Source organism: Actinacidiphila guanduensis (assembly GCF_900103985.1).
GTDB classification, from domain to species: domain Bacteria; phylum Actinomycetota; class Actinomycetes; order Streptomycetales; family Streptomycetaceae; genus Actinacidiphila; species Actinacidiphila guanduensis.
Window position 1 is genome coordinate 60,358 of record NZ_FNIE01000016.1, and the last position, 16,436, is coordinate 76,793.

Genomic DNA, 16,436 nt, shown 5'->3' on the forward strand with positions numbered 1-16,436 from the left:
GCACCCGTCGCGATGATCTTGGTCCCCGCCCTGTGGATAACCAACAGGGGCAGTGCGCTGCCGACGACTCGGTGTCGCCCGGGGCTCCGCCGGTCCCGTACACTTTCAACGGCGACCCGGGTCACCGGGTCGACTTCGCACGCCCCGCCACCCACCCCGGACTCCTGGTCCTCGGGGCGGTGGCCGCGCCCCTCGGTCCCTCGTGGCACGGCGCGTCGGGACGTCAGGCGCGGCCGCCGTCCGGCTGCCGCGACAACCGAGTACCTCAAGGAGTACGGCCATGGCCGTCGTCACGATGCGGGAGCTGCTGGAGAGCGGCGTCCACTTCGGGCACCAGACCCGCCGCTGGAACCCGAAGATGAAGCGCTTCATCTTCACCGAGCGCAACGGCATCTACATCATCGACCTGCTCCAGTCGCTGTCGTACATCGACCGCGCCTACGAGTTCGTCAAGGAGACCGTCGCGCACGGCGGCTCCATCATGTTCGTCGGCACCAAGAAGCAGGCGCAGGAGGCCATCGCCGAGCAGGCGTCCCGCGTCGGCATGCCCTACGTCAACCAGCGCTGGCTGGGCGGCATGCTCACCAACTTCTCGACCGTCTACAAGCGCCTGCAGCGCCTGAAGGAGCTCGAGGAGATCGACTTCGAGGACGTGGCCGCCTCGGGCCTGACCAAGAAGGAGCTGCTGGTCCTCTCCCGCGAGAAGGACAAGCTGGAGAAGACCCTCGGCGGCATCCGCGAGATGCAGAAGGTGCCCAGCGCCGTCTGGATCGTGGACACCAAGAAGGAGCACATCGCCGTCGGTGAGGCGCGCAAGCTCCGCATCCCGGTCGTCGCGATCCTCGACACCAACTGCGACCCCGACGAGGTCGACTACAAGATCCCGGGCAACGACGACGCGATCCGCTCCGTCACCCTCCTCACCCGCGTCATCGCCGACGCCGTCGCCGAGGGCCTGATCGCCCGCTCCGGCGCCGCGACCGGTGACAAGAAGGCCGAGGGCGCCGCCGAGCCGCTCGCCGAGTGGGAGCGCGACCTGCTGGAGGGCGAGAAGAAGGCCGACGAGGGCGAGACCGCCCCCGCCGCCGAGACCGCCGCCCCCGAGGCCGCCGAGGCCCCCGCCGCGGAGGCCGAGCAGGCCCCCGCCGAGGCGCCGGCCGCCGAGGGCGACACCACCCAGGGCTGACCCTCCCTCGGGCGCCCACCCGGCGCCCGGGAGGTGCCCCGGGCCTGCCCGGACCGCACCACGCGTGACAACGGCGGGGGCCACACGCCCCCGCCGTTCACCCGTAGATCCACCGACCATTCGGGAAGAGACCTGACTCATGGCGAACTTCACCGCCGCCGACGTCAAGAAGCTCCGCGAGCTGACCGCCGCGGGCATGATGGACTGCAAGAACGCCCTCACCGAGGCTGAAGGCGACCTGGACAAGGCCGTCGAGATCCTCCGCGTGAAGGGCCAGAAGGGCGTCACCAAGCGCGAGGGCCGCTCGGCCTCCAACGGCGCCGTGGTCTCCCTCATCGCCGAGGACAACAGCGAGGGCGTCCTCGTCGAGCTCAAGTGCGAGACCGACTTCGTCGCCAAGGGCGAGAAGTTCGTCGCCGTCGCCGACGCCATCGCCGCGCACGTCGCCACCAGCAAGCCGGCCGACATCGAGGCGCTGCTCGCGTCCGAGATCAAGCCCGGCCAGACGGTCCAGGCGTACGTGGACGAGGCCAACGCCACCCTCGGCGAGAAGATCGTGCTCGACCGCTTCGCCCAGTTCTCCGACGGCTTCGTCGCCTCCTACCTGCACCGCACCAGCCCGGACCTGCCCCCGCAGGTCGGCGTGCTGGTCGAGCTGGACAAGGCCGACGCGCAGACCGCCAAGGACGTCGCCCAGCACATCGCCGCCTTCGCGCCGAAGTACCTCACCCGCGACGACGTCGACGCCGAGACGGTGGAGAACGAGCGCCGCGTCGCCGAGGCCACCGCCCGCGAGGAGGGCAAGCCCGAGGCCGCCCTGGCGCGCATCGTCGAAGGCCGGGTGAACGGCTTCTTCAAGGAGAACGTCGTCCTGGAGCAGGCCTTCGCCCGCGACAACAAGAAGACCGTGCAGAAGGTGCTGGACGAGGCCGGCGTCACGCTGAAGCGCTTCGCGCGCTTCCGCGTCGGCGTCTGACCGCGCCCCGGGGCCGCGGCCGGCTGGCGCGGGGCGCGCACCACGCGCCCGCGGCGCCGCCGCGGCAGCGCGTCCGGGCGGCCGCTCCCGGCGTCCGCCCGGCGAAAGACGGACGGCCCCGCTAGGGTCGTACGCGATCGGCCGCCCACCGGCCGGCCGCAGAGGTGACGAGGAGGCCATTGCCGTATCGGGAACCGTCGAGGACCCACGGCAATGGCCTTCTTGGTACGTGCACGAGGAGAACTCCCATGGATGCTGGTGCCGAAGGCGCCGACAAGGCCGCCGGCCGCAGCGCCGACCAGGCTCCCGACCAAGCCGGCGGCCGCGGCCGGGCCGCGCCCGCAGGTCTCGCCCGCGCCGGCGTCGCCCCCCGCCGCTTCCTGCTGAAGCTCTCCGGCGAGGCGTTCTCCGGCGGCGGCGGCCTCGGCGTCGACCCCGACGTCGTGCACACCATCGCGCGGGAGATCGCTGCGGTCGTCCGCGACGGCTACGAGATCGCCGTGGTGCTCGGCGGCGGCAACTTCTTCCGCGGCGCCGAACTCCAGCAGCGCGGCATGGACCGGGCCCGCTCCGACTACATGGGCATGCTCGGCACCGTGATGAACTGCCTGGCCCTCCAGGACTTCCTGGAGAAGGAGGGCATCGAGACCCGGGTGCAGACCGCCATCACCATGGGCCAGGTCGCCGAGCCGTACATCCCGCTGCGGGCGATCCGGCACCTGGAGAAGGGCCGGGTGGTGATCTTCGGCGCCGGCATGGGCATGCCCTACTTCTCCACCGACACCACCGCCGCCCAGCGCGCCCTGGAGATCGACGCCGCGGCGATGCTGATGGGCAAGAACGGGGTGGACGGCGTCTACGACTCCGACCCCAAGCACAACCCCGACGCGGTCCGGTTCGACGCGCTGGAGTACGGCGAGGTCATCGCCCGCGACCTGCGGGTGGCCGACCTCACCGCCATCACCCTCTGCCAGGACAACAAGCTGCCCATCGTGGTCTTCGAACTGCTCGCCGAGGGCAACATCGCCCGCGCCGTCCGGGGTGAGAAGATCGGCACGCTGGTCAACGACCACGGCACCCGGGCCTGACCGCCGGGTTCTGCCTTCTGAAAACCAGGAGCACATGGTGATTGAAGAGACACTCCTCGAGGCCGAGGAGAAGATGGAGAAGGCCGTCGCCGTGGCCAAGGACGACTTCGCGGCGATCCGCACCGGCCGCGCCCACCCGGCGATGTTCAACAAGATCGTCGCCGAGTACTACGGCACGATCACCCCGATCAACCAGCTCGCCTCCTTCGCGGTGCCCGAGCCCCGCATGGCGGTGATCACCCCCTTCGACAGCAGCAGCCTGCGCAACATCGAGGAGGCGATCCGCAACTCCGACCTGGGCGTCAACCCCAGCAACGACGGCCGGATCATCCGGGTGGTCTTCCCGCAGCTCACCGAGGAGCGCCGGCGCGAGTACATCAAGGTCGCCAAGACCAAGGGCGAGGACGCCAAGATCTCCATCCGCAGCGTCCGCCGCAAGGCCAAGGAGACCCTGGACAAGCTGGTCAAGGACGGCGAGACCGGCGAGGACGAGGTGCGCCGCGCGGAGAAGGAGCTCGACGACACCACCGCCAAGTACGTGGCGCAGATCGACGAGCTGCTCAAGCACAAGGAGACCGAGCTGCTGGAGGTCTGACCTCCCGGCAGCACCTGCCGGCGTGCCCCGGCACCTCCCGGTGCCTCCTGTCCTCTCCGGCAGCACCACACCACCCCGCACCATCGACCCACACCCGACCGACGACGCGAGGCGACGCTCCGTGAACCACTCTTCCTGGGGCGCTTCGCCACGCGCCGGCCGTACGGCGGGTCCCGCGGTGGAACCCGGGGCCAGGAGGAAGATCTCTGCCATGCCGCCACCCCCGCCCGCCCACGAGCCGCCCCCCGCGCCCGCGGCCCCGCCGCCGGCACCGGCGAAGAAGTCCGCGGGCCGCGACCTGCGTGCGGCGATAGGGGTGGGCGTCGGCCTCGGCGTGGTGATCCTGGCCGCGCTCTTCATCGTCAAGGCGGTCTTCGTCGGCGTCGTGGTCGTCGCCGTCGTCGTCGGCCTGTGGGAGCTGACCTCCCGGCTCGCCGAGCGCAAAGGCATCCGGGCCCCGCTCGCCCCGCTCGCGCTCGGCGGCACCGCCATGGTGATCGCCGGCTACACCTCGGGCGCCCAGGGCGCCTGGATCGCCATGGGGCTCACCGCGCTCGCCGTCCTGGTCTGGCGGATGGCCCAGCCCCCGCACGACTACCTCAGGGACGTCACCGCCGGCGTCTTCGCCGCCTTCTACGTGCCCTTCCTGGCCACCTTCGTGGTCATGATGCTCGCCGCGGACGACGGTCCCCGCCGGGTGCTGGTCTTCCTGGTGCTCACCGTGGTCAGCGACACCGGCGCCTACGCGGTCGGCTGGCGGTTCGGCAAGCACCGGCTCGCGCCGCGGATCAGCCCCGGCAAGACCCGCGAGGGCCTGATCGGCGCCATCACCTTCGCCATGGTCGCGGGCGCGCTGCTCCTGCAGTACACGATCGACGACGGCCACTGGTGGCAGGGCCTGCTGCTCGGCTTGGCGGTGGCGGCCAGCGCCACCCTGGGCGACCTGGGCGAGTCCATGATCAAGCGCGACCTGGGCATCAAGGACATGGGCACCCTGCTGCCCGGCCACGGCGGCATCATGGACCGCCTGGACTCCCTGCTCCCCACCGCCCCCATCGCCTGGCTCCTCCTGGTCGCCTTCGTCGGCCAGGGCTGAGCACTGGCCCACTTCAGGCCCGGTACAGGCTGACGAGAGGCCGGAGCAGCGCCCGGGGGACGGCCCGGCACCGCGCCGCGACCGGCCTGGCGGCCGGGTGGCAGCAACCGCCGCCCGCGCGGCGGCCGGGCACCTCCCGCGATCTGCGACACTGGTAGGCATCATGCCTGCACCCGGAGAGCTCACCTTTGCCGTGCCGCGCGGGGCCAAGAAGCCCCCGCGGCACCTTGCCGACCTGTCGCCCGCCGAGCGGAAGGAGGCGGTGGCCGCGCTCGGCGAGAAGCCGTTCCGGGCCAGGCAGCTCTCGCAGCACTACTTCGCCCGCTTCGCCGACGACCCCGCCGCCTGGACCGATATCCCCGCCGCCGCCCGCGGCAAGCTCGCCGGCGACCTGCTGCCCGAGCTGATGAGCGTCGTGCGGCACGCCTCCTGCGACGACGGCGCCACCCGCAAGACACTGTGGCGGCTCTTCGACGGCACCCTCGTGGAGTCGGTGCTCATGCGGTATCCCGACCGCGTCACCATGTGCATCTCCTCGCAGGCCGGCTGCGGCATGAACTGCCCGTTCTGCGCCACCGGCCAGGCCGGTCTGGACCGCAACCTGTCCACCGCCGAGATCGTCCACCAGATCGTCGCCGGCATGCGGTCCCTGCGCGACGGGGAGGTGCCCGCCGCGGAGGGCGCCCAGGGCGGCGAGGGGCAGGACCGGCTCTCCAACATCGTCTTCATGGGCATGGGCGAGCCGCTCGCCAACTACTCCAGGGTGGTCGGCGCCATCCGCCGTCTCACCGACCCGGCGCCCGACGGCCTGGGCCTGTCCCAGCGCGGCATCACCGTCTCCACCGTCGGCCTGGTGCCCGCCATGTACCGCTTCGCCGACGAGGGCTTCAAGTGCCGCCTCGCGGTGTCCCTGCACGCCCCCGACGACGAGCTGCGCGACACCCTGGTGCCCGTCAACACCCGCTGGAAGGTGCGCGAGGTGCTGGACGCCGCCTGGCACTACGCCGACGTCTCCGGCCGCCGGGTGTCCATCGAGTACGCCCTGATCCGCGACGTCAACGACCAGGCGTGGCGGGCCGACCGGCTGGGCCGGCTGCTCAAGAACCACCGGGTGCACGTCAATCTGATCCCGCTCAACCCCACCCCCGGCTCGAAGTGGACCGCCTCCCGCCCCGAGGACGAGCGAGCGTTCGTCGCCGCGCTCGCGGCCCACGGCGTCCCGGTGACCGTGCGGGACACCCGCGGCCAGGAGATCGACGGAGCCTGCGGGCAGCTGGCGGCCGCCGAACGCTGACCTGCTGGTATGGTCCACCCTGGACACCAGGGGGAACGTACGGGCGAGCGGTTGTACGGCGGTCGTACGGGCACACAAGTGAACATCCGACAGGGGAGCGCCTGAGACGGCGCTGAGAGTGCGGCCGGGGACGGGATCCCCGAAGGCCGCAGACCCTCCAACCTGATCCGGGTCATGCCGGCGTAGGGAGTCACCACAGATGAACAGCAGCATCCGTCGGCGTGCCATGGGCGCGCTCGTCCTGGCCACCGCGGGCGGTGTCGCGCTCGCCGGGTGCGGCGGCTCGGGCGGCGGGTCCGGCGCCAAGGCATCGGGCAAGCCCTCGAAGACCGTCACCGTCGTCAGCCACGACTCCTTCGCCGCCTCGAAGTCGGTGCTGGCGCAGTTCACCAAGGAGACCGGCTACACCGTCAAGGTGCTGCGCGGCGGCGACGCCGGCGCGGCGGTCAACCAGGCGATCCTCACCAAGGACGACCCGCGCGGCGACGTCTTCTTCGGCGTCGACAACACCCTGCTGTCCAGGGCGCTCGACAACGGCCTGTTCGACCCCTACACCGCCAAGGGCCTGGACCGGGTCCCCGCCGACGTCCAACTCGACGCCGGCAAGCACCGGGTGACGCCCATCGACTCCGGCGACGTGTGCGTCAACTACGACCGCGCCTACTTCACCTCCCACCACCTCGCCCCGCCGCAGACCTTCGCCGACCTCGCCAAGCCGGCGTACAAGAACCTGCTGGTCACCGAGAACGTCTCCACCTCCTCGCCGGGCCTGGCCTTCCTGCTGGGCAGCGCGGCCGTCTACGGCGACAACGGGTGGCAGGGCTACTGGAAGCAGCTCAAGGCCAACGGCGTGAAGGTCGTCGACAGCTGGGAGCAGGCGTACGACAGCGACTTCTCCGGCTCCTCGGCCGGCCGCAAGGCGGGCGGCGACCGGCCGCTGGTCGTCTCCTACGCCTCCAGCCCGCCCGCCGAGGTGGTCGGCGTCAACCCGCCGCCCGCGCAGTCGCCCGTCGGGGTGTCGACCGGCACCTGCTTCCGGCAGATCGAGTTCGCCGGTCTGCTGCACGGCGCGAAGAACCCCGCCGGCGGCAAGGCGTTCATCGACTTCATGCTGAGCACCGCCTTCCAGCAGGACATGCCGCTGCAGATGTACGTCGACCCGGTCGTCAAGGGGGCCAAGGAGCCGGCGGTGTTCACGAAGTACGGGGCGCGGATCGACCACCCGAACACGCTGCCCCCGGCGAAGATCGCCGCCGTGCGGGACGACTGGGTGAAGACGTGGAACGGCCTCGTCCTCTAGCCGCCCGGCTGCGCCCCCTCGCCGTCGGCCTCGGCCTGACCGCCCTGCCGCTCGCCTTCTTCGCCGCCTTCTTCGCCTACCCGGTGGCGGCGATCGTCGGGCGCGGCCTGCGCCAGGGCGGCAGGTGGCAGTGGGGCCGGATCGGCGACGTGCTCGGCGACCCCTCGGTGCGGCACGTGCTGTGGTTCACCTGCTGGCAGGCGGCCGCCTCCACCGCGCTCACCCTGGCCGTCGCCCTCCCCGGCGCCTACGTCTTCGCCCGCCTGGACTTCCCCGGCAGGCGCCTGCTGCGGGCCGTGGTCACCGTGCCGTTCGTGCTGCCCACGGTGGTGGCCGGCTCGGCGTTCCTGGCGCTGCTCGGCCGCGGCGGGCTGACCGACACGCTCTTCGGCGCGCGCCTGGACACCTCGGTGTGGGCGATCCTCATCGCGCACGTCTTCTTCAACTACGCCGTGGTGGTCCGCACCGTCGGCGGCCTGTGGGCCCAGCTCGACCCGCGCCAGGAGGAGGCCGCAAGGGTGCTCGGCGCCGGCCGGTTCGCCGCCTGGCGGCGCGTCACCCTGCCCGCGCTCGCCCCCTCCGTCGCCGCGGCCGGTGTGATGGTCTTCCTGTTCACCTTCACCTCCTTCGGTGTCGTGCAGATCCTGGGCGGCCCCACCCGCGCCACCTTGGAGGTCGAGATCTACCGGGAGACCGCCGAGATCTTCGACCTGCCCGCCGCGGCCGTCCTGACCCTGCTCCAACTCGCCGCCGTGGTGGCGATCCTCGCCGTGCACGCCCGCACCCTGCGGCGCCGGGAGTCCGCGCTGCGCCTGGTGGACGCGGCCGGCACCGCGCACCGCCCGCGCGGCGGCGAGCGCGCGCTGCTGGCCGCGGTGCTCGCCGTGGTCGCCGTCCTGATCGTGCTGCCGCTCGCGGTCCTCGCCGCCCGCTCCCTGGACGGCCCGCACGGCTACGGGTTCGCCTTCTACCGCGCGCTCGGCTCGGTCGGCGACGACAGCACGTTCCTGGTCCCGCCGCTGCAGGCCATCGGCAACTCGCTGCGGTACGCGGCCGCCGCCACCGGTATCGCGCTGCTGATCGGCGGCCTGGCCGCGGCCGCCCTGACCCGGCGGGCGGGCCGGGTCATGCGCGGCTTCGACGCGCTGCTGATGCTGCCGCTGGGCACCTCGGCCGTCACCGTGGGCTTCGGCTTCCTGATCAGCCTCGACAAGCCGCCGCTGGACCTGCGCGACTCCTGGCTGCTGGTGCCGCTGGCGCAGGCCCTGGTCGGGGTGCCGTTCGTCGTACGGGTGATGCTGCCGGTGCTGCGGGCGGTCGACCAGCGGCTGCGCGAGGCCGCCGCGGTGCTGGGCGCCTCGCCGCTGCGGGTCTGGCGCGAGGTCGAACTGCCGCTGGTGGCACGGGCGGTGGGCATCGCCGCCGGGTTCGCCTTCGCGGTGTCGCTGGGCGAGTTCGGGGCGACGGTGTTCATCGCCCGCCCCGACAGCCCCACCCTGCCGGTGGCCGTCGCCCGCCTGCTCGGCCGGCCCGGCGAGATGAACTACGGCCAGGCGATGGCCCTGAGCACCATCCTCATGGTGGTGTGCGCGGCCTGCCTGCTCATCCTGGAGGTCCCGCTGTCGTCCCCGCACGCCGCCCGCACCCCCGCGGTGCCCGGCCCGCAGACCCCTGCCGCAAAGGCGCCCGACGCAGGCGCGGCCGGCCCCCGCCCCCTGGCGGCCGAACCCGCCGAACCCGCCGGGCGGGCCCGATGAGCGGGCCGCTGCTGCGCATCGAGGCGGCCACCGTTCGGTTCGGCGCGCGGACCGCCCTGGACGCGGTGACACTGGAGGTCGCCGCCCACGAGACGGTGTGCGTGCTCGGCCCCAGCGGCAGCGGCAAGTCGACGCTGCTGCGGGCTGTCGCCGGGCTGCAACCCCTGGACGCCGGGCGGGTGCTGCTGGACGGCGCCGACCAGGCCGGCGTGCCCCCGCACCGCAGAGGCGTCGGGCTGATGTTCCAGGACCACCAGCTCTTCCCGCAGCGCGATGTCGGCGGCAACGTGGCCTTCGGCCCGCGCATGCACAAGGTGCCGCGCGGGCGACGCGAGGAGCGCACCGCCGAACTGCTCGACATGGTGGGCCTGCCCGGGGCGGGCGCCCGGGCGGTGGCGACGCTCTCCGGCGGCGAGCAGCAGCGCGTCGCCCTGGCCCGCGCCCTCGCGCCCGAGCCGAGGCTGCTCATGCTCGACGAGCCGCTGGGGCAGCTCGACCGTTCGCTGCGGGACCGCCTCGTGGTCGAACTGCGGCGGCTGTTCGACCGGTTGGGCACCACCGTGCTCGCCGTCACCCACGACCAGAGCGAGGCGTTCGCGCTCGCCGACCGGGTGGTGGTGATGCGCGACGGCCGGATCGAGCAGGCGGGCACACCCCTGGAGGTGTGGCGGCGCCCCGCCTCGGAGTTCGTCGCCCGCTTCCTCGGCTTCGACAACATCGCCGAGGCCGACGTCAGCGGTGCCGTGGCCGAGACGGCCTGGGGCCGGCTGGCCGTGCCGGACGCCGGTCCGCAGGGGCGGCGGCGGGTACTCGTGCGCCCCACCGGGGTCAGGCTCGACGGCGGCGCCGGGCTGCCGTGCGAGGTCGCGGCCCGCGGCTTCCGCGGCGGCCACGTCGTGCTGCGGCTGCGCCCCGAACGGGGACCGTGGCTGGACGCCGAGTGCGGCCTGCGGGACGCGCCCGACGTCGGCGAGCGCGTCACGGTGTCCTTCGACCCCGAGGACGTGGTGGTACTGCCCTGACGGGGCCCAGGAGCCGCTCAAAGGGCTTCTGACGGCCTTTCAAGGCATCGCCCGAGCCCCAAGCCGGGCCACGTTTCAGGCCCCTGCCAGCCGCTCCAGCGCCTGCGGCACCTCGTCCACGCCGTCCACCAGGGCGATCCGCGCCGCCATCGCCTCACCGGCCGCCAAGGCCTCCAGCAGCGGCCACACCGGCAGTTCTTCCGTCCAGTGCGCCCGGTCCACCAGGACCAGCGGCACCGGGGCGCCGCGCGAGAGGTAGTAGTTCGGCGTCGCCGCCTCGAAGACCTCCTGCACGGTGCCCGCCGCGCCCGGCAGGAACACCACGCCCGAGGTGGAGCGCGACAGCAGGCCGTCCTCGCGGGTGGCGTTGGCGAAGAACTTCCCGATGTGCGCGGCGAACGGGTTCGACGGCTCGTGCCCGTAGAACCACGTCGGCAGGCTGCAGGACGGCCCGCCGTCCGGCCAGCGCTCGCGCACCGCGAAGGCGGCCGCGGCCCAGTCGCCCACCGAGGGGTGGTACGAGGGTGTCCGCGCCAGCAGTTCGAGCGCCTTGCCGAGCATCACGTCGTCATAGGGCGCCGCATAGGCGCCCAGGTTGACCGCCTCCATGGCGCCGGGGCCGCCGCCCGTCACCACGGTCAGGCCCTCGCGGGCCAGCGCCCGCCCCAGCCGCGCCGCGCCCTCGTAGTCGGCCGTGCCGCGCCGCAGGGCGTGCCCGCCCATGACGCCGACCACGCGCTGCCCGCGCAGCCGGTCGTCCAGGGCGACGGAGACCGCGTCGTCGTGGATGGAGCGCAGCATGGAGGCGAACACGTCCTCCTCGGCGGCGGTGCGCTGCGCCCAGGCGTGGGTCAGGGCGTCGGGCGTCGCCGGGTAGCCGTCCTCGGCGAGCCCGGCGTAGAGCTCGTCGGGGGTGTAGGGCGCCGCCCGGTAGGGATCGAAGGGCAGGTCCGGTATCGGCGGGAAGACCAGGGCCCCGCCCGCGCGCACGTGCGCCAGCGCCTGCGGCTCCATGGGGCAGCCGAGGAACACCGCCTGCGCCGTGTCGGTGACCAGCAGCGCGAAGGTCCGCTCCGTCAGATCCACCGCCTGCACCCGGCAGCCGGCGAACGACCCGCTCAGGGCGACCTCGTCGAACTCCTCCAGCGTTTCGATCTTCCTGGCCTTGCGCGGGTCTTGCGGCGGGTGCGGGACATCGGTGGGGGGAGTGTGGGTGGGCACGCCTGCACCCTAGCGTGCGCGGCCACGGCTGGGCCGGGTGCCTCGGCGGCCGGCGGGGGAGGTGTCGCGGGCGGCTACGCGAGTGACGCCGGCTCGGTACGGGCCCCGCGGAGGCGGCTGGGCCAGGCCGGTCACTGCCTTGCCGGTGCGGGGCGGCCGGTACGGGCCCGGCCGCCGTTCAGGCCCTTGGATCGCGGCTTCGCCGGTACGGTGTCTCGGCGCCGGTCTCGAAGCGCGGGCTTCGCGGGGGCGGCGATACGGCCGCGCCGGCTCCCGCGGCCGGCACGGGGTCGGAGGCGGAGCCGTACCGCCCGGGCATCCTGGAGGCGCGACCCACGACGCCGACTCGGCGCAGCGCGCGGGTGCCCGGCTAGGGCTTCGGCGACATGGCGGCGACGAGGAGCGCCGGCAGCAGGAAGGCCACCAGCAGCACCCCGGCGCGCAGGGCGAGCACCGAGCGCAGCACCGCGGGGGAGACGGCCAGGTCGCGCATCGTGGCGGCGGCAGGTCGGCGCGTGCTGCGCGACTCCACCGCGGCCATGGCGGCGATGGCCAGGACGCACACCGCGACCAGCGTGGCCGCGAAGACGGTGACGTGGCCCAGCGGGTGGCCCGGCCGCAGCCCGTGCGCCGAGACGGCCGCGGCCGTGGCCGCCGAGAGCAGGCCGAGCGGCGGGCCGATCCGGTGCGCTTCCTGCTGCAGCGCCCGGCCCGACAGCAGCCGGATCGCGCCGGGGCGGAAAGCGGCCAGCAGCCGCCCGCCCAGGTGGACCAGGCCGGGCCCGGCGAGGACCAGGCCCACGGCGGCCAGCACCCAGCCGCCGGCCGCGGCGGACGCGATGGAGCCCAGGCCGCTGGGCAGCGGGATGTCGTGGCCGCCGGGGGCGCCCGCCTCCACCCCGAGCCCCGCGGCCACCAGGGCGATACCCCAGGGCAGCCCGGACGGGGTGCCCGAGGGCTCATCGGATGAGGTGCGGCGCCCGGTGCCCAGCCGCCCTGTGGCCGCGGTCACGCCCGCGGCCACGGGGACCACCGCGAGCAGGGTCACCACACCGGCGGGCGGCAGGTGGTGGCCGGTGGCGAGCAGCCCTGGGGCGATGCCGTGGTACGGGCCGCCGGCCAGGTCGCCGCGCAGCAGCAGGAAGAGCGGCAGCGCCACCACGCTGCCCGCGGCGCACACCACCGCGGCGCTCGCCGCGCCCAGCAGCACCAGCCCGCTGCGGCCCAGGCCCGCCGCGTCCAGCCCGGCCCGCGGCCAGGCCGCCGGCTGTGCCCTGGCAACGGCGACCGCCAGCTGCACGGTGACCACGACCGGGACCACGCACCAGCCGAGCCGCACCACTGCGTCCGAGGTACCGGCGTTCGGATGCGCCAGCGCCCACCCGAGCGCGCCGAGCAACAGCAGCCCGGTCCCGCAGGACGCGAGCCCCACCAGCAGCCAGCGCGAAGCAGCCGCCGGCCCCGACCCCTTGAGCACCCGAAGACTCAGCACCCCCGCACCCCCTCGCCATGGACGCCCAGCCGCCCGGATTCCTGAGTGTCGCGGCGGCACCCGCACGCCTGGTGTGCACTGAGCGACTTGGGTCCCATGGACGCGAAAGCTGTCTGCGAGGTGTCGGCTGATGCCTCGCCTTGGGGCGGCCTGCCTGGGCGCCTGAATGCCGTGGGCGCGAGTTGGCACCCGTGCGCCTGGTGCGCGGTGAGCGACCTGGCCCCCATGGACGCGGAGCTTGTCTGCGGGGTCTGGGCCGATCCCTCGCCCTGGGGTGGTGTGCTCAGGTGCCTGAGGGCCGTGGGCGCGAGCCGGCACCTGGGCGTCTGGTGCGCGCGGAGTGACCTGGCCGCCATGGGTGCGTGTCCGGGCCCGGTCTCCTGGGGTGCGCGGCTCGCCTCCTGGGTGCCGGCCGACACCCAAGTGCTGCGGAGGGACGCCCTTGATGCGGTGCGGCGCCCCACGGTCGTGGGCGCGCTCATACGCTTGCCGGCCATGGCTGGGTCGGGTCGAGGCTGCGGGCCGGGGAGAGGGCGCCGTGGCGCCCGTCGACCAGGGCGACCGTGCGATCGGCGAAGCGGGCGGTCTCCGGGTCGCTCGTGGCGAGCAGGACCGTGATGCCGTGGGTGCGGGCCGCGCTGGTGAGGGTGCGCAGCACCTGGGCGCGGTCGCCGCAGTGCAGCGTGGCGGTCGGCTCGTCGGCGAAGACCACCGCGGGCTCCGCCACCAGCGCCCTGGCGACGGCCACGCGCTGCTGCGCGGCCGGCGGGAGCACTCCGGGTCTGCGCCGGGCCGCCTCGCCGATGTCCAGCCGGTCCAGCCACTCCTGGGCGGCCTTGCGCGCCGCTTTGGCGCGCTCGCCGCGCAGCAGCAGCGGCAGCGCGGCGTTCTCCCAGGCGTTGAGCTCCGGCAGCAGTTGCGCGTCGGCGCCGATCCAGCCGAAGCGGTCCCGGCGCAGCCGCTCGCGGGCGGATTCCGGCAGCGTCGCAAGGGCGGTGCCCTCGAAGGCCACCTCGCCCTCGTCGGGCACGATCTGGCCGGAGAGGCAGCGCAGCAGCGTCGTCTTGCCCGCGCCCCTGGGGCCGGCCAGCGCGAGGATCTCGCCGGCCCGCGCCTCGAGGGACACCCCGGTCAGCGCGGGGGAGTCGCGGTAGGAGTGGCACAGGCCACGGGCCCGCAGCAGGTCGATGTCGGGCGGGGTCTCCATGCCGTACCTCCGCGGGTCGCGTGTCGTCTCCCGGGCGCGCCAGGCGCGGCCGTTCACACCGGAAACGAGCCCGGGGAGAGTGCGGTCACTCCCCGGCACGGTAGGAGGCCCGCCCGCGCGGGCCGGGCAGACGCGGCCGCGGCACGGCCCGGGGGCGCCCGTTCGGGCGAGCGGCCGGCCCGTGAGGACCGGCCGCCCGGGACCCGGGGACGTACAGGGGCGGCTACAGCTGCTTCCACGCGTCGGTGAGCACCGAGCGCAGCACGTCCTCGATCTCGTCGAAGAGCGCCTGGTCGGAGATGAGCGGCGGGGCCAGCTGCACCACCGGGTCGCCGCGGTCGTCGGCCCGGCAGTACAGCCCGGCGTCGAAGAGCGCCTTGGACAGGAAGCCGTACAGGACGCGCTCGGTCTCCTCGGCGGTGAACGTCTCCTTGGTCTCCTTGTCCTTCACCAGCTCGATGCCGTAGAAGAAGCCGTTGCCGCGCACGTCGCCGACGATCGGGAGGTCGTGCAGCCGGTTCAGGGTGGCGAAGAAGGCGGCCTCGTTGTCGAGCACGTGCCGGTTGAGCTGCTCGCGCTCGAAGATGTCGAGGTTGGCCAGGCCGACGGCGGCCGAGACGGGGTGGCCGGCGAAGGTGTAGCCGTGCAGGAAGGTGTTCCGCCCGGAGTAGAAGGGCTCGGCGACCCGGTCGGAGACGATGCACGCTCCTATCGGCGAGTAGCCGGAGGTCATGCCCTTGGCGCAGGTGATCATGTCCGGCACGTAGTCGAACTTGTCGCAGGCGAACATGGTGCCCAGCCGGCCGAAGGCGCAGATCACCTCGTCGGAGACGAGCAGCACCTCGTACCGGTCGCAGATCTCGCGCACCCGGCGGAAGTACCCGGGGGGCGGCGGGAAGCAGCCGCCGGCGTTCTGCACCGGCTCCAGCACGACCGCCGCGACCGTCTCGGGGCCCTCGAAGAGGATCTGCTGCTCGATCTGGTCGGCGGCCCAGCGGCCGAACGCCTCGGGGTCGTCGCCGAAGAGGGGCGCGCGGTAGATGTTGGTGTTGGGCACCTTACGGGCGCCGGGCACCAGCGGCTCGAAGGGCGCCTTCAGGGCGGGCAGACCGGTGATGGACAGGGCGCCCTGGGGGGTGCCGTGGTAGGCGACCGCCCGGGAGATCACCTTGTACTTCGTGGGGTTGCCGGTCAGCTTGTGATACTGCTTGGCGAGCTTCCAGGCGGTCTCCACCGCCTCGCCGCCGCCGGTGGTGAAGAAGACCTTGTTCAGGTCGCCCGGCGCGTAGCCGGCCAGCCGCTCGGCCAGCTCGACCGCCTTGGGGTGGGCGTAGCTCCAGATGGGGAAGTAGGCCAGCTCCTGCGCCTGCTTGGCGGCGGTCTCGGCCAGCTCCCGGCGGCCGTGGCCGGCGTTCACCACGAACAGGCCGGACAGCCCGTCGATGTAGCGCTTGCCGTGGTCGTCGTAGATGTAGCTGCCCTCACCGCGCACGATGGTCGGCACCGGGGCGTCCTCGTAGGACCACATGCGGGTGAAGTGCATCCACAGGTGGTCGTACGCGGTCTTCGACGGGTCAGCGTTCGGAGAGGTCATGGCTATCTGGTTCCCCAGGTGTAGGTCTGCTTGCGCAGCTTGAGGTAGACGAAGCTCTCGGTGGCGCGCACGCCGGGCAGCGCCCGGATGCGCTTGTTGACCAGCTCCAGCAGGTGGTCGTCGTCCTCGCAGACGATCTCCACCAGCAGGTCGAAGGAGCCGGCGGTGATCACGACGTACTCGACCTCGTCGAGGGCGGCGAGCGCGTCGGCGACCGGCTCCAGGTCGCCCTCCACGGTGATGCCGACCATGGCCTGGCGGCGGAAGCCCACGGTGAGCGGGTCGGTCACCGCGACGATCTGCATCACGCCCTGGTCCAGCAGCTTCTGCACCCGCTGCCGTACGGCCGCCTCGGACAGCCCCACCGCCTTGCCGATGGCCGCGTACGGGCGGCGCCCGTCCTCCTGGAGCTGTTCGATGATCGCTTTGGAGACGGCGTCCATGGAGCCCGGGGCGCCGTTCATGTCACGAGTGGCCACGCGCACCACTGTGCAGGAGAGGTCGGCGGTCCCGCAAGCCTTGCACGATGAATTCCGTTGCCGTAAGCCAGCTGTAACACCGAATCGGTTGTTCTGGCATGGCGGGTGTGTCGAATACGGCAGTCCTGG

The 16,436-nt window shown here is 73.3% G+C and carries 14 protein-coding genes and 1 riboswitch; of the genes, 9 read left to right on the forward strand and 5 right to left on the reverse strand.

Annotated features, from left to right (window positions below):
• Window positions 1-280: 280 nt before the first annotated feature.
• The 9 genes from rpsB to BLR33_RS28765 all read left to right on the forward strand — a co-directional run bounded on the left by rpsB (window position 281) and on the right by BLR33_RS28765 (window position 10,314).
• Entirely contained in the window at window positions 281-1,186 is a 906-nt protein-coding gene (rpsB, locus tag BLR33_RS28725; protein WP_093787557.1) for a 30S ribosomal protein S2, read from the forward strand.
• Between the two features lie 139 nt (window positions 1,187-1,325).
• Window positions 1,326-2,162, forward strand: a complete 837-nt coding sequence (gene tsf / locus BLR33_RS28730; RefSeq protein ID WP_093787558.1) for a translation elongation factor Ts — start codon at window positions 1,326-1,328, stop codon at window positions 2,160-2,162.
• A gap of 248 nt (window positions 2,163-2,410) precedes the next feature.
• Complete coding sequence (gene pyrH / locus BLR33_RS28735) at window positions 2,411-3,250, forward strand: UMP kinase (protein ID WP_093787559.1); 840 nt, start codon at window positions 2,411-2,413, stop codon at window positions 3,248-3,250.
• Window positions 3,251-3,287: 37 nt separating this feature from the next.
• The gene (frr, locus tag BLR33_RS28740; protein WP_093787609.1) at window positions 3,288-3,845 is read left to right on the forward strand and encodes a ribosome recycling factor; all 558 of its coding nucleotides are present in this window, start codon (window positions 3,288-3,290) and stop codon (window positions 3,843-3,845) included.
• A gap of 121 nt (window positions 3,846-3,966) precedes the next feature.
• Complete coding sequence (locus BLR33_RS28745; RefSeq protein WP_407639734.1) at window positions 3,967-4,941, forward strand: phosphatidate cytidylyltransferase; 975 nt, start codon at window positions 3,967-3,969, stop codon at window positions 4,939-4,941.
• A gap of 163 nt (window positions 4,942-5,104) precedes the next feature.
• On the forward strand, window positions 5,105-6,235 hold the full coding sequence (gene rlmN, locus BLR33_RS28750; protein ID WP_093787561.1) for a 23S rRNA (adenine(2503)-C(2))-methyltransferase RlmN: 1,131 nt from the start codon (window positions 5,105-5,107) through the stop codon (window positions 6,233-6,235).
• An 81-nt stretch (window positions 6,236-6,316) separates the two neighbouring features.
• Window positions 6,317-6,441: riboswitch (TPP riboswitch) on the forward strand.
• Entirely contained in the window at window positions 6,435-7,535 is a 1,101-nt protein-coding gene (locus BLR33_RS28755) for a thiamine ABC transporter substrate-binding protein (protein ID WP_093787562.1), read from the forward strand. (Overlaps the previous riboswitch by 7 nt.)
• Window positions 7,514-9,292: an ABC transporter permease gene (locus BLR33_RS28760; RefSeq protein WP_245771731.1), complete on the forward strand. Its 1,779-nt coding sequence runs from the start codon at window positions 7,514-7,516 to the stop codon at window positions 9,290-9,292. The genes BLR33_RS28755 and BLR33_RS28760 overlap by 22 nt, the downstream gene beginning before the upstream one ends.
• Window positions 9,289-10,314 (forward strand): ABC transporter ATP-binding protein, encoded by a 1,026-nt coding sequence (locus BLR33_RS28765; RefSeq protein WP_093787563.1) that lies wholly within the window; start codon window positions 9,289-9,291, stop codon window positions 10,312-10,314. The genes BLR33_RS28760 and BLR33_RS28765 overlap by 4 nt, the downstream gene beginning before the upstream one ends.
• A 75-nt stretch (window positions 10,315-10,389) precedes the next feature.
• On the opposite strand, the gene BLR33_RS28770 is transcribed toward BLR33_RS28765, so the two are convergent.
• The 5 genes from BLR33_RS28770 to BLR33_RS28790 all read right to left on the reverse strand — a co-directional run bounded on the left by BLR33_RS28770 (window position 10,390) and on the right by BLR33_RS28790 (window position 16,307).
• Window positions 10,390-11,535 (reverse strand): LOG family protein, encoded by a 1,146-nt coding sequence (locus BLR33_RS28770; RefSeq protein WP_093787564.1) that lies wholly within the window; start codon window positions 11,533-11,535, stop codon window positions 10,390-10,392.
• Between the two features lie 370 nt (window positions 11,536-11,905).
• The gene (locus BLR33_RS28775; protein ID WP_093787565.1) at window positions 11,906-13,027 is read right to left on the reverse strand and encodes a hypothetical protein; all 1,122 of its coding nucleotides are present in this window, start codon (window positions 13,025-13,027) and stop codon (window positions 11,906-11,908) included.
• A gap of 478 nt (window positions 13,028-13,505) precedes the next feature.
• Window positions 13,506-14,234, reverse strand: a complete 729-nt coding sequence (locus BLR33_RS28780; protein ID WP_093787566.1) for an ABC transporter ATP-binding protein — start codon at window positions 14,232-14,234, stop codon at window positions 13,506-13,508.
• A 223-nt stretch (window positions 14,235-14,457) separates the two neighbouring features.
• The gene (locus BLR33_RS28785) at window positions 14,458-15,828 is read right to left on the reverse strand and encodes an aspartate aminotransferase family protein (protein WP_093787567.1); all 1,371 of its coding nucleotides are present in this window, start codon (window positions 15,826-15,828) and stop codon (window positions 14,458-14,460) included.
• 2 nt (window positions 15,829-15,830) lie between these two features.
• A complete protein-coding gene (locus BLR33_RS28790) occupies window positions 15,831-16,307 on the reverse strand; it encodes an Lrp/AsnC family transcriptional regulator (protein ID WP_093787611.1) in 477 nt (158 codons plus the stop codon).
• Window positions 16,308-16,436: the final 129 nt, after the last annotated feature.